Origin of the sequence: Kribbella sp. NPDC051952, assembly GCF_040680855.1 — a bacterium.
GTDB lineage: Bacteria > Actinomycetota > Actinomycetes > Propionibacteriales > Kribbellaceae > Kribbella.
Map to the genome: position 1 here is coordinate 1 of NZ_JBFAXQ010000032.1, position 12,681 is coordinate 12,681.

Consider the following 12,681-nt stretch of genomic DNA (forward strand, 5'->3'; position numbering starts at 1 on the left):
GCCAGCGAGGTCCAGGCGTACTTCGATCTGGACGAGGTGATCTTCGTCCCGACCGGCCAGCCGTGGCAGAAGTCGGACAAGAAGGTGTCGGCGCCCGAGGACCGGTACCTGATGACCGTGATCGCCACCGCGTCGAACCCGCGGTTCTCGGTCAGCAGGGTGGACATCGACCGACCGGGACCGACGTACACGATCGACACCTTGCGCGATCTGTCCAAGCTGTATCCGGACGCCGAGCTGTTCTTCATCACCGGTGCGGACGCGCTCGCCCAGATACTCACTTGGCGAGACGTGGACGAGATGTTCAAACTGGCACAGTTCGTCGGCTGCACGCGGCCCGGGACGGAGAGTCTCGAGCTGCCACTGGACCAGCTGCCGATGGATCGGATCACCCTGCTCGAGGTGCCGGCGCTGGCGATCTCGTCGACCGAGTGCCGGGCCCGGGTCGCCAAGGGCAACCCGACCTGGTATCTCGTGCCCGACGGCATCGTCCAGTACATCGCCAAGCGTGAGCTCTACACCAACCGTTAGGAACCAAATGCCAGCCAGCGAACGCGCCATCGAGCTGCTCACCGCGGCCGCCGAAGCGGCCCACGACAAGAAGGCGGAGAACGTCCTCGCCTTCGACGTGTCCGAACAGCTCGCGATCACCGACGCGTTCCTGGTCGCGTCCGCCTCGAACGATCGCCAGGTGCGCGCGATCGTCGACGCCGTCGAGGAGAAGCTCCGGGTCGACTTCGACGCCAAACCGGTCCGCCGCGAAGGCGCCCGGGAGGGCCGCTGGGTGCTGCTCGACTACCTCGAGATCGTCATCCACGTCCAGCACGACGAGGAGCGCAGCTTCTACTCCCTCGAGCGTCTCTGGCGCGACTGCCCGGTGATCCCGCTGCCGTCCCCGATCCCTTCGGCTGAATGACCGCGGGGCGACTGATCGTCTGGCGCCACGGCCGGACCGAGTGGAACCTGCAGGACAAGATCCAGGGCCAAGCCGACATCCCGCTGGACTCGGTCGGCGTTGAGCAGGCCCGCGCCGCCGCCGCGCGGCTCGCGGCGCTGGCGCCGACCCGTCTCTTCGCCAGCGACCTCCAGCGCGCCGTCGCTACCGCCGGTGAGCTCGCCACGCTCACCGGCCTCAAAATCGAGTACGACGAAGCCCTGCGCGAGATCAACGTCGACGACTGGGCCGGCCTGACCATGGCCGAACTGGCCGACATCAACCCCGAAGCCGCCGCCCGCATCCGTTCCGGCGAACCCCAACGCCGCGGCACCGCGGGCGAGACGATCGAAGAGGTCGCCGTACGCTTCAGCGCCGCCCTGTCCCGCATCTGCGAACAAGGCACCGCCGAAGACACGATCGTCATCGCCACACACGGGCTGGCCGCTCGCGTGGGTATCTGCCTGTTCCTCGGGATCCCGCAAGCCAACTGGCCCGCGTTCGGCGGGCTGTCCAACTGCAACTGGGTCTCGCTGCTACCCGGCCGCAGCGGCTGGCGAATCGAAGAATGGAACGCCGGCTCCCTCCCAGAACCAGTAATGAGCGACGACCCCCAACGCTGAACCGGGGGAGTGGTCAGGGAGAGCGAAGGGGAAGGCCCAAGGACACCGCTTCGCGGCGACAGTTTTGTCAGCCGCCTCCGGCGGCGCCGCGAACTGGTGTCCCGGGGGCCGCACTCGGCGAGATGACTGAGTAGGGAGCGAAGCGGTCACCGCTGCGCGGCGGCTGCTCTTTACCGCCTTCGGCGGTTGTCGCGGACCAGTGTGAGGGTGTGCTGTGCCCGGCGAGTGTGCTGTGGTCTGTGTGACGTGTGAGGTCTGCAACACGCGTAAGAGCGGCGAGCTACGACCACCGCGTGGTCGCTCATCGACGGTGCGGTATCCGATTTTTCTTTGCTGCCGGGTATCCGCTAAACTTCCGGAGTCCGCAAGACACCGCGGGGCTTTGGCGCAGTTGGTAGCGCGCTTCCATGGCATGGAAGAGGTCAGGGGTTCGAATCCCCTAAGCTCCACCAGCAGTGACAGCAGGTCAGGAGGCACTTTCGCCCCTGACCTGTTCTCGTTAGAAGGGTCCGTGGGAGCGGTTTGAGAGCGAAAGTCCACTCCCACCAGCTTTGATGCGAGTCGCTCGGCCTCGCGCTGAGCCTCTTCGACGGCGTCCGAGATCACGGGCACCCACGTGAGCAGCTTCTCGCGCTCGTCGTCGTCCAGAGCCAGTACCGAAGTCAGGAAGCGTTCCTCCAGGGTCTCCAGGATCTGGCGTTCCATCTCGGGCGTTACGTGGTCGTACACGCGGTCCATGCCCTTCATCTTGTGTCCGAGCCGAGCTCGCCGCGCGACTTCCACAATGCCGTCCTCGGTCAGCCAAGTGGCGTGCGTATGCCGGCCTTCGTGGAAGGTGAAGCCGGACAGGATCGCTGGACGATGACGCTTCGAGGATGGGTTGTCCGTATCGACTCCGTGCCAGGCGGGTCGCCAGAACCGCTGCCGGAAGTTCGAGCGATACCACGGCTTGCCCTGCAACGAAGTGAATGCGAACGCGGTTCCTGACGGCCTGGTCGCCAAGAGCAGTTCGTACATCAAGACGGGCCCTCCAGGGCCCGAAAGCGCGCCGCCACACAGGGCTGGCCGCCTGCCTGCCGCTCCGCTTCGCTCTGGGCGCGTCCCTTGGCTTGGCGCGCACGTGCCAACAGAGTGCCGGGTCGAAGACAGCAGAACTCGCCATCAACGGTTGATACGGCCGGTTGCACCACTGCCCGAAAGGCCGGCCACTCAGCTGCGGCCGCTGGTCTGTACCGCCGGCTGATCCGTGTGTTCCCGCATCGCCCGCTAGCAATCGTGGAAGGGACGGTCCGGCACGCCACGCGTCAAGGGCGCCTACGGCGTCCCTCCGGGATCACGACCCTTGACCCGCACCGCATCTAAGGTCGGCAGCTATCGGGGCGATGCGGGAGGACTGCCCGGGTCCTTGACACGTAACCGTCAAGTGCAGAGGCCTGACTCGTAGGGGAGTGGGCGCTGGTCTGGTGCCAGCGCCGCCGAGGGCTCGACATGGGAATACATGCTCACGAAGCTCTGGCTTTCCTCGGTTTTCGCCCTCTCCATCGCGTCCAAAGTCGGGCTCGTTACCTCGCGGGCGATCAACGCGGCCCCAAGTATTCTCCGACGCCTCACGCATTTTCCTGAAGCCATCGCGGAGCAACCAGGGAGGCACGACCAGGAGCGCCAGCGCAAAGGGCGTCCAGGCGAATGCCAACATCACGGACAGAATCGACCACGGCCAAAAGATCGCCAGACGCATCTCGCCTTCGACCCTCAACCGGTCGATCTCAGCGTAAACCTCAGGAAAGCGCATCTTGATACGAACCTCAATCTGAGATTGTTCTCCTTTGATCTGGCTGACGAATAGGTCAGCCAGCTCATCGCGGAGATCTTCTTGCTCGCCAGCCGCAATTGGAAGCATCGACTCCGTTGAGAAGAACGCACGAAATCCGGTCGGGGCATTGCAGCCTCCACGGAATGACCGCATTACGGGCACTCGACCATCCGACATCAGACTCTGAAATTCGTTGTGCAACCAGGAATCGACGGCACCCAGTCTGCCGGTGCCGTTCTCTCCCAGACCACGCACCGCCCGAGCCAGTCGCGAGCACCGCCTGTGATGCCACAGCCGCCAAATAGGCCGGAAGCGCACGCGCTTGGGTCGGACGTCCATATCGAGCCGATCGGTGACTCTCGTGATGTTTGGTCTGATCCATGCCACCGGAGAACTGCGAACCACGAGCAGGCTTCCGATCAGATACACCATTAGCGCGCCGGCACCGAACCAGGCGGCGGACGGCAACGCGTCAAGGTGCAGGCGATGCACGAATGTGACCGTCGACTTGCTGTCGACGATCTTTGCGCCCAGGAAGATCCACGCGCACGCGAACCAGAGCGCCCCAGTAATCAGAGGCGTCCGGAACTCACGGACGCCCGGCAGGAGAGCGGCAAACACATCCTGAGCGTAGCGCCGACTGCCGACAAACTTTGGTTGACGCTTACGGGTCACTGGCTGCTCGTAGATGACTCGCGACGCACAGTCACTGAGACTGGCAGACTGATCGACGGATCCGGCGCGGCTAGCGACCCAGACCTTCGCCCGAGCCACAACGAGCAGCGGGATGAAAGGCGTCGGTAGGCCACCGGACCGTATGCCGTCATGGGAGGATTTTGCGAGCCGACCATGCGTAACAACGGTCTCGAAGAGGGTCCAACTCGCACCAACCAGGAACGCGAGAACCCCTTGCAGATAAGGCGATGAGCGCCATGCGGTGTGGCTGATCATTGCGACCCCCGCCCATGGCATGGAAGAGGTCAGGGGTTCGAATCTCCTAAGCTCCACCGCAGCTCAGAGGCTCCTTCCTGGATAGGGAAGGGGCCTCTTTTCATGACCTGAGGGTCGAACTGAGTGACTACCGGTTCTGAGTCCGTCCATCGTTTCGGCCCCCTCGGTCAGCACCGGCCGAAGCTCGTGCCGATGGACGATCTCCGTCACCTGCGTGCTCTTGTAACCAACCCTGCAGCGAGATCTTCTCGATGCTCACTCCGCTCTCACTGAGCAAGGACACGAAAGCTGTGCCGCATCTCGTGAGGCGTCCAGTCGGCACTGCTCAGGCCGGGCGTCCTGTCGACCACACGGCGGAAGTCTCGCCGGATATTGGACGCATTCAGTCCCGTCCCGAGCGAGGTACAGCAGACAACCTCCTTGGCCCGCTCGCACTGACGCCGCTGATGGCTTCGTACGTCGACACCATCGAACGATGCAGCAGAACGCCAGCGGCGCTGTCCCCGACAGACTCCTGCCGGTCGGTGCCAGCTATGCCGAGTTCACCGGCTGGTTACACCAAGACACTGGTGACTTGCGGGGCGCAACGGCTTGGGCGGCTCGTGCCCTGGAGTGGGCGCAAGGCGGCATGGACGATCGAATGACTTCGTTCGTGATGATGCGCAGAGCCGCTGCTGCCCTCACGGCCCGCCATGGGCCATACGCAGTTCGCTTCGCTCAGGGCCGCGCAACGCTTCGACTCGCCTGAGACCGGAAGAGTTCGGGTCATCGCTGCAGTGACTGAGCACACGGTCACGCCATCGCTGGCGACGGCGGGGAGTCCGACCATGCGCTAGATACAGCGACCGGCCTGCTGGAGCCGTACAACGGAGAAATCATTGATGGCAACCCCGCGGCCGATCGCTACTGCGAGCTCGGCCTGGCCCCGCTATTCCGCCGGAATGCTTTTGTCACCGAACCTGCGCTGACTGTTATGAACCGTTCCATCGCCTGAGGTATACCTGCAAGGGCCGTGTGCTTGAGGAATCGAGGTGACGGGAATTGCGAAACATTCGGGTTTGGCGGACTTGGAAGTAGATTCCGCGTTTAGCAGGTATCCAACTCCGAGAGGTTGTAGACAGATGGCTCAGCGCACTCAAACTTTCCTTACGGACGACATCGATGGCACCGACATCCCAACCGGCAAGGGCGAGACAGTCACCTTCGCCCTCGATGGCAACACCTACGAGATCGACCTCACGAACAAGAACGCTGGAGCACTTCGTAAGGCGTTCTTGCCGTACGTCGATGCTGGCCGGCGTGTGACTACTTCCCGAGGTGCCAAGGTCAAGCGCAGTCAGGTCGGGCCCGACGCTCGGACCGTCAAGGAGTGGGCGCGAGCCAACGGCTATGAGGTGGCCGACCGCGGCAGGGTACCGAAGGAAGTCCGCGAGGCCTTTGAAGCCCGCCAACTAGCTTCGCGGCCGGCGTTTCCGTCTCGACGGCTTGGTGCTCGCCGAGCTGATGATCCGATCGAGCAGCTCGTCATCCTGTGCGATCAGATCTGAACCTCCGTCGAAGGGCCGCGACAGCGCGTGCCACAGCGCCAACCATCGCGCCATAATCGCCTGGTCGACGTCGACCACCTGCGACGACTGCCGAGCCCGTTCCGCATAACGACACCGCATCGACTCGAAACCTCCCCCTCGACTGACTATCGGTGAGGGGGAGGAGATCGTTTCAGTGGTGCCGCGAGGGCCTAGCCGGTAGGAAGACTCCAGCTCGTCCCGCCGTGAATGTCTACTCGTTGTTCTTGCGGCGTCACCGTGACGCGGAAGTTCTCGATGCCCGGCTCGCCGGCCGCGCGCCACTCTGCGACAGCACGCTCCACCTCATCCCACAGTTGTCTGGGACCGCCTTGCTCAACGGTCCAGGTGCCCGCGGCGCCTCTGAGCGCGGCATACGACTCGTCCGGCTGTACGAGCAGATGCTCAGGTAGATCGCCGCCAGGACCGAAGGTGATGTGCTGGGCTTCGGGAACGGCCAGCTGCGCCACGAGTTGCGCCGGTCCGTAGGTCGTCAACACCTCCGGTCCGAGCGACGTCGATCGAGACGACGCAGCCTCAGACAACTCGGGGATGACCGCGGGCTCTGGGTTGTGCGCCCGAGACGGCATGAAGCTGACGTATCCCGGCAGGAACCGGCCTTCGGCTGTCCCGTCCCCGGTGACGGTCAGCTTGACCAGGCCCGTTCCGCCGAGCCATCCGAACAACGTGACCAGGATGATGGTGCCCGGCTTGGACTGCTCCAGCCACGCTTTCGGCACGTACCGGAAGGAGCACGTCGCGATGATCCGGTCGTACGGCGCGGTGCCCGGTGCACCTGCCTCGCCGTCACCGACCACCAGGTGGGGGCGGAAGCCGGCGCGGCCGAGAGCTCGACCCGCGCGAGCGGCCACCTGAGGATCGAACTCGACCGACGTGAGGTTGTCCTCTCCGAGTCGGTAGCAGCCGAGGGCCGCCGAATACCCCGTCCCCGTGCCGATCTCCAGGACGCGGTTACCGTCCTCCACCTCGAGGTCTTCCCACATCCTTGCCACGAGGCTTGGCATGGTCGACGACGAGGTGGGGTTGCCGTCGATCGCTTCGGGGACATCCGCCGCGGTGATCTCGCCATTGAGCTGGGTGACGTGCGAGATGTCTTCGTAGACGGCTCGAAGCCAGCCGTCGTTGCCGGACCGCGCGGGGGTCGGGTCCCACAGCGTCGGCCCGTCGGCGCGGTCCACCTTGGTGAAGAACTCCGGAATGAACTCTTCCCGCGGCACGCTCTCGATGGCCGCTCGCCACTCCTTCGAGCGGATATGGCCGGCGGCGGCCAGATCCGCGGCCATCTGAGAGCGCAGCTCTGCAGCATGCCAGCGGGGGTGGTCCGGCGTCACAAGTTTCCTTCCAAGGCATCTGCAAAGGCGGCGGTCATGGGGAGTCCGGTCGGTAGTTCCATCCATGCCCATTGCCCGTTGGGGTTGCACTCCAGAAAGTACGGCACGCCGCGGGAGTCGACGGCGAAGTCGAAGCAGCCGAACATGAGTCCGAATCGCCTCAGGTAGTGCTGCATCTGCTCGACCATCTTGGCGGAGAGCTCGACCATCTTGTAAGACAAGGTGTCGTAGTCCGAGCGCCAGTCCAGTCGCGCAACGGACGACTCGATGCGCACACAGAACACCTCGTCTCCGACAACCGTCACTCGCAGGTCGGCCACCTTTTCGGCAACCTCGGCTTGGAACAGGTGGGCCGTGCCGGCGATCGAGTCATCGAGTTCGTCGGGCTCGACGCGCTGTGTCCAGATCGCCTGCGGCCGCCCGTCGCGCATGAGGGCGGTCACCCGCAGCGGCTTGTAGATGATCGGGGCGTGCTTGTCGGCGAACGCCCGTGCCGCGGCCGGGTCGGCTGTGATGAGCGTCGGTGGCACGTCGAAGCCGAGCTCGGCGGCGACGCTGAGCTGACTTGGCTTGTACTCCGCGGCCCAGTTGCGGTGCGGGTGGTTGACGTAGCGAGCATTGGGCAGCGCAGATAGTACGCCGCCGAAACCTTCACGCGCCTGGGCCTTTGCGAACTCGGCGGCTTCATCGTCCAGGCCAGGGAACATGCTCGGCGTCGGCCGACGCCAGTAGACCGACCTGACATCGGCGAGGTCGAATTGCCGGCCGGGGGTCGTGATCGGTCCCGTCCACCGGCCCGACTCCGGATCGAATGAGGCTGACATACCGACGTCACGCGGGAAGCCGCCCGGGTTGACCCGGGCGACCTCACAGCGTCCACGTCGATTCAGTTCAGCGATGACGGCGTCTGCCGTGACGTCATCGGTCCCGGTGACGACCAGGACCACGGGCCGACGAGCGTGGATTGGAGTCATCAGTCGCGATCGCTGTCGTACCCGTTGTCGCTGTCGGGAGCCGGGCCGCCGCCACCGTCCTGACCGGTCGCCGTCCGAGGGTTGGTGGTGGTGCCGGAACCGTGCTTCGGGGAGGCCATCATCGGGTCAACGACCACGCCGTTCGAATCGAGAAAGCGGCCCTGCTGGGTCTCAGGGTCGATCTCGACGCTGGTGTAGCCGAGCGGTGCGGTGGTGGCGAAGTCGCTGGCGCGGCTCATGCCCCACGGCTTGATCACAGTCTCACTCATCAACATCACTCCTCAATCGGGATGTACTCAATATCGCTACGCATCCACGCTGATGCGGAGCGTGATCGTGCGTTTGCGCGTCGACCTTTCGGACGGCCTGCGATCCGAAGCCCTCGCCTCCGAGCTTCGGAAGTGGAACGGCTGCCCCGGCGCTGACTCGCTCTCAAGCGCCGGGGCAGCCGGCTCAGGGGATCTCCGGTCGAGCCCTCCACAGCGAAGGGGAAGGCTCGGCCGCAGACCAGTAGTGACGGGATCGGTGGGTGTGCAGACGACCCGCTGCACGTGAGGGGCTGAGGACGACGACTCCCCGCCGATCCCGCCAGATCATGGGGCGTCGTAGAGCATGAAGCGAGCCCCCGTGACCCGCTCGAACTCTCGTTTGACGCGTTCGGGATCGCCGATCAGAGCCAGATGCCGCCAGTCCGGGATGACGACGGCAGTGGGCTCGTAGCGGTTCAACGACTCCACGAGCGCGTTGAAGGCCGCCGGAGCCGTCTCTCGGTGCTCGACGTACGTCGAGCCCATGGCGAAGCCTTCGACGGCCGCGAACTTCGTCAGCTCGGCTTTCATTCGCTCGACGTGCTGATTGGACAAGTACAGATCGCGCCGGGCGTAGCCGAGGAGAAGCGGCCTGGTGTAGTCCGTCACCGCTCTTCGTCCACACACCGGCGGAACTTGGCGATGAGCCGATCCCAGAATCGGGCCCACCAACCACGGCGATGCTGGCCGTCCACGAGTTCGCAGCATCTTGGTTCACCACCGGATTGTCCGGCTCGATCGTCACCCGCAGGCCGTAGAAGCGCCGCGTCATAGCTGCCTGGTACCGGATCGCCTTGGCGGGCTCCGCCGTGTAGTCCGCGATGACATGCTCTCCGAACCAGACGCGCACGCGCCGCTCGGTCGGCTGTGGGGGCTCTGCGAGCGCCGTCATTCGCCGCGCACATCCTTTGCGATGTCGCGGACCATCAGGGCCGCGACGACGAGGGTTGCGACGATCAAGATCCAGCTGTAGACGTTCATTCGGTCAGATCCCCCTGTGGGTCGCTGATCACGGACAGTGAAACCATGTCTCACCTTGCCGTCACGATTTGTGTCGTGGAAGATGCGGAGTGTCCGGAGAGTGTCCATGGACACGCGGACGTCCAGAGAGGAATCGACGAATGCACGGGGAAACGTTCGGCGCCGGACTCCTGTTTTGGCGTACCAAACGCGAGTTATCCCTGCGTGGGCTGGCGAATCTCGCTCACTACAGCAAGTCGCAGATCTCCGACCTCGAGCGCGGTGTCCGTGCCCCTCGCCCAGACATGGCAGATCATCTGGATAGGGTGTTAGAGGCCGAAGGTGAGCTTCGGGCGCTGGCGGATCTGATGCCGCCTCCAAGCGCCGAGCCGCCCTTGTTGGATGCGCGCAGTTACACCGCTCTCGCGGTACAACTGCTGGCAGCCGAAGGAGACGCTGACATGCTTGATCGCCGCCAATTTCTTGGCCTCGGAAGTGCCACCTCACTCGGTGCGATTGCACCAGGTCTCGCGCTCGAAGCAACTCGTCATGGTCTGGCACTCAGTCTTGCCGAGGAGCGCGCCGACAGCGCTGCCGATGAGTGGCGCGAGATCGTCTGGGAGTACGGCTACAGCTACATCAGTATGCCGCCGCAGGAGCTGTTGCAGTCCTTAATGGTCGACATGCTGGGCCTCCAGGTCGCAATCGAGCGCGGCAGTCGGTCGACGCCGATGAACGAGCTCCGCCAGTACGGCGCAACTCTCGCCTCCTTGATGGCGATGACGATTGCCAACGTCGGCGACGTCCGCCAGGCGCGTCGTTGGTGGCGCACTGCGCGCAACCTTGCCGAGGAGTCCGGCGACCCGAGCACCATAATGTGGATCCGCGGGCGTGAGGTCGTTCGCGGCCTCTACGAAGCACGGCCAACCGCGGCCATCTTGCAGATGATCGAGCAGGCCGAGTCGTTCGCCAACGGCTCGAGCCCCACCGATCGTGCCGAGCTGATGTCGGGCAAAGCCCAGACGTTCGCCCTCGCCGGCCGCCGCGCCGAAGCTGAAGCCGCCCTGCACGAGGTCCGAGCGATCTACGACAGCCTGCCGCCCGAGACCATTGACAACCGGGACTCGATCTACGGATGGCCAGAGGACCGGCTCAGGTTCACCGAAAGCTACGTCTTCACCTACCTCGGAGACGCCAGCGAGGCGACCGCTGCCCAGGACCGGGCGATCAAGGCCTACCCGTCGACGTACCGGCGTGGTCCGGCGCAAATCGAACTTCAGCGGGCACTGTGGATGGTCAACACGGGTGATGTCGCTACCGGTGTGCAGCACGCCTCGGCCGCTCTTCATAGCTTGCCGAGTAAGGATCAGATCAGGCCGATCGTTGCTCTCGCCAAGGAAGTGCTCGGTGCTGTGCCAGCACCTCAGATCTCGAAGCCGGCCGTTGTCGAGTTCCGTGAGTGCCTTGAACTTAGCGCCGGTTGATTTCGGCTCCGAGAAGGGTAGTCAGAGCAGCATGAGCGACACTGACGGCTTGGTCATCGAGCGGCACGACGCAATCTCGACGGCGAAACTGCGGGACGACATCCTGCCGGTGTATGCCGCATCGCACGAGGACCAGATGCACGATTCATGGTTCCACCCGGACCAGTTCTGGGACCGTCTGATCGAGCTGTACCTCCCCAGCCGCGATTTCAAGCTGGTCGGCGCACGAATCGCCGGCACGATGGTTAGCTACGCCTTCGGCAGTCCGCGGGACCAGCACGGAGCGATCTGGGATGACCTGCACGCGACTTACCCGGACTGGGGCGTATCGGTGGAGTCCGTCCCGATGTACATGTTCCGCGAGTTCGCAACTCACCCCGATCACCAGCGGAAAGGTGTCGGGCGCCGAGTCCACGATGCGCTACTTGAAGGGCGCCCCGAACCGGTCGCGGAGCTGCTGGTGCGCAAGGACAACGCGCCGGCGCAGGCGGCGTATCGGTCATGGGGCTGGGTGCAGCTAGGGGAGAAGCAACCGTTCCAGGACTCACCGGTGTTCGATCGGCTAGTGCTGAAGCTCCCTTCCCCCTCTACCAAAGCAGCGCAATGAGGAGAAGAGCTGCGATCGCTAGGACGCTCGACAGCAGCGGCAGCATTCGCACCTGAACGAAGGACCGGACCATGCCGCTTCGGTCGTTCATCTGCTTCTCCTTCAGTAGAAGGACGCTGACGTGTTCAACTTCTCGATACGGAACGACGAGGCGGTCGAGTTGAACCTGTCCTGTCTGCCCATGTTCCGTGACTCGGATTGTGCCCGTGAGCGCGATCTCCCGATCATCGCCTAGGTCTTCGAGGCTAATCGAATGCAGCGCACCTTCCACAAGCTTGCCGCTCTTCATTTGGAGTCCGACGTACGGAATATGCCCCTTCGGTCGGTCGCTGATGGCGTATACCCATAGGCCACCCTCAGGGTGGAACTCGGGTGAGCGACGCAGTCGTTGGACGCCGTGAAGCAGTCCCGCGATCAGAACAGCCAAAACAAGCACTAGTACAACTGTCCGTGCAACAGTATCGAGGCTGTGCTCGATCCGCACTTTGCCAGCGATGAGTCCGTCGACGTCGACTATGAAAGGCCGGAGTGGCCGGCGAAGCGATATGACCGCCCACGTCGCTAGCCCGGTGGTGAAGAGACCGACCGCCACGGCCTCAAGTAACTCACTGAGAGCTGTGCTGCGCGCCCGCGGCCGAAGGCGCCGCAGGAGTTGCAAATACACCCACCCCGGCGTCAGCGCCAGGAGCAGGAGGAGCGGGCCAAGCTCTTTGGGCAGATCCGCCAACTACTCGCCACCACTGCTTGCGCCGCCCTGACCCGCGGCGCCATCCGGGGGCGTGGGTGGCGTGGCGCTGACAGCCGTAGAGGGCGGCTCGTAGCCATCAGGCAAGCCGGGAGAGATGATCACCCGCGCACCTTCTCGGATCTCCGTGGGTCCAGGAGCGATCATTGTCTGGCGATCAGCGGCGGCGGGGTGCGCCTTGTTGTCAGTCATAGCTAGCAGTATGACTCTGATGTCCGACAGTTCTCGGGAGGAAGAGCCAGACGACGAAGAACGCGTCGCAACGATCGTATGCTTCAACATGTTTACGGGTCGAGCTCATGCAGATACTTTCTGTCACGTCTAGCCTCCCGCCCCCCAAGAAGCGAAGCCTCCTCTCCGTCTAG

12 protein-coding genes and 1 tRNA gene are annotated in these 12,681 nt (G+C 64.2%); 8 read left to right on the plus strand and 5 right to left on the minus strand.

Going from position 1 to position 12,681, the window contains the following annotated elements:
* From nadD to AB0L70_RS36355, 6 genes are all read left to right on the plus strand, one after another.
* Nucleotides 1–531, plus strand: a 531-nt coding sequence (gene nadD, locus AB0L70_RS36330; protein ID WP_363691380.1) for a nicotinate-nucleotide adenylyltransferase, incomplete at its 5' end; no start/stop codon positions are given.
* Between the two features lie 7 nt (nucleotides 532–538).
* Nucleotides 539–916 carry a ribosome silencing factor gene (rsfS, locus tag AB0L70_RS36335; protein WP_360377414.1) on the plus strand — a complete coding sequence of 126 codons (378 nt, stop codon included), beginning with the start codon at nucleotides 539–541 and terminating at the stop codon, nucleotides 914–916.
* On the plus strand, nucleotides 913–1,557 hold the full coding sequence (locus AB0L70_RS36340) for a histidine phosphatase family protein (protein ID WP_363691381.1): 645 nt from the start codon (nucleotides 913–915) through the stop codon (nucleotides 1,555–1,557). The genes rsfS and AB0L70_RS36340 overlap by 4 nt, the downstream gene beginning before the upstream one ends.
* A gap of 376 nt (nucleotides 1,558–1,933) precedes the next feature.
* Nucleotides 1,934–2,009: transfer RNA gene (locus AB0L70_RS36345), tRNA-Ala, on the plus strand.
* A gap of 1,046 nt (nucleotides 2,010–3,055) precedes the next feature.
* Entirely contained in the window at nucleotides 3,056–3,403 is a 348-nt protein-coding gene (locus AB0L70_RS36350; RefSeq protein ID WP_363691382.1) for a hypothetical protein, read from the plus strand.
* 2,039 nt (nucleotides 3,404–5,442) lie between these two features.
* Nucleotides 5,443–5,868, plus strand: coding sequence for an Lsr2 family protein (locus AB0L70_RS36355; RefSeq protein WP_363691383.1), 426 nt, complete (start codon nucleotides 5,443–5,445; stop codon nucleotides 5,866–5,868).
* 191 nt (nucleotides 5,869–6,059) lie between these two features.
* Here AB0L70_RS36355 and tgmC read toward each other — a convergent pair whose 3' ends face one another.
* The 4 genes from tgmC to AB0L70_RS36375 all read right to left on the minus strand — a co-directional run bounded on the left by tgmC (nucleotide 6,060) and on the right by AB0L70_RS36375 (nucleotide 9,129).
* On the minus strand, nucleotides 6,060–7,190 hold the full coding sequence (tgmC, locus tag AB0L70_RS36360; RefSeq protein WP_363691384.1) for an ATP-grasp peptide maturase system methyltransferase: 1,131 nt from the start codon (nucleotides 7,188–7,190) through the stop codon (nucleotides 6,060–6,062).
* A gap of 44 nt (nucleotides 7,191–7,234) precedes the next feature.
* Nucleotides 7,235–8,185, minus strand: a complete 951-nt coding sequence (tgmB, locus tag AB0L70_RS36365) for an ATP-grasp ribosomal peptide maturase (RefSeq protein ID WP_363691385.1) — start codon at nucleotides 8,183–8,185, stop codon at nucleotides 7,235–7,237.
* 26 nt (nucleotides 8,186–8,211) lie between these two features.
* Nucleotides 8,212–8,481, minus strand: coding sequence for a putative ATP-grasp-modified RiPP (gene tgmA, locus AB0L70_RS36370; protein ID WP_363691386.1), 270 nt, complete (start codon nucleotides 8,479–8,481; stop codon nucleotides 8,212–8,214).
* Nucleotides 8,482–8,805: 324 nt separating this feature from the next.
* On the minus strand, nucleotides 8,806–9,129 hold the full coding sequence (locus tag AB0L70_RS36375) for a hypothetical protein (protein ID WP_363691387.1): 324 nt from the start codon (nucleotides 9,127–9,129) through the stop codon (nucleotides 8,806–8,808).
* Nucleotides 9,130–9,641: 512 nt separating this feature from the next.
* On the opposite strand from AB0L70_RS36375, the gene AB0L70_RS36380 reads away from it, so the two are divergent.
* Complete coding sequence (locus AB0L70_RS36380) at nucleotides 9,642–10,964, plus strand: helix-turn-helix transcriptional regulator (protein ID WP_363691389.1); 1,323 nt, start codon at nucleotides 9,642–9,644, stop codon at nucleotides 10,962–10,964.
* Nucleotides 10,965–11,013: 49 nt separating this feature from the next.
* Nucleotides 11,014–11,571: a GNAT family N-acetyltransferase gene (locus tag AB0L70_RS36385; protein ID WP_363691390.1), complete on the plus strand. Its 558-nt coding sequence runs from the start codon at nucleotides 11,014–11,016 to the stop codon at nucleotides 11,569–11,571.
* Here AB0L70_RS36385 and AB0L70_RS36390 read toward each other — a convergent pair.
* The gene (locus AB0L70_RS36390) at nucleotides 11,552–12,298 is read right to left on the minus strand and encodes a DUF6338 family protein (RefSeq protein WP_363691391.1); all 747 of its coding nucleotides are present in this window, start codon (nucleotides 12,296–12,298) and stop codon (nucleotides 11,552–11,554) included. The two genes, AB0L70_RS36385 and AB0L70_RS36390, sit on opposite strands and share 20 nt — an antisense overlap.
* Nucleotides 12,299–12,681 lie beyond the last annotated feature (383 nt).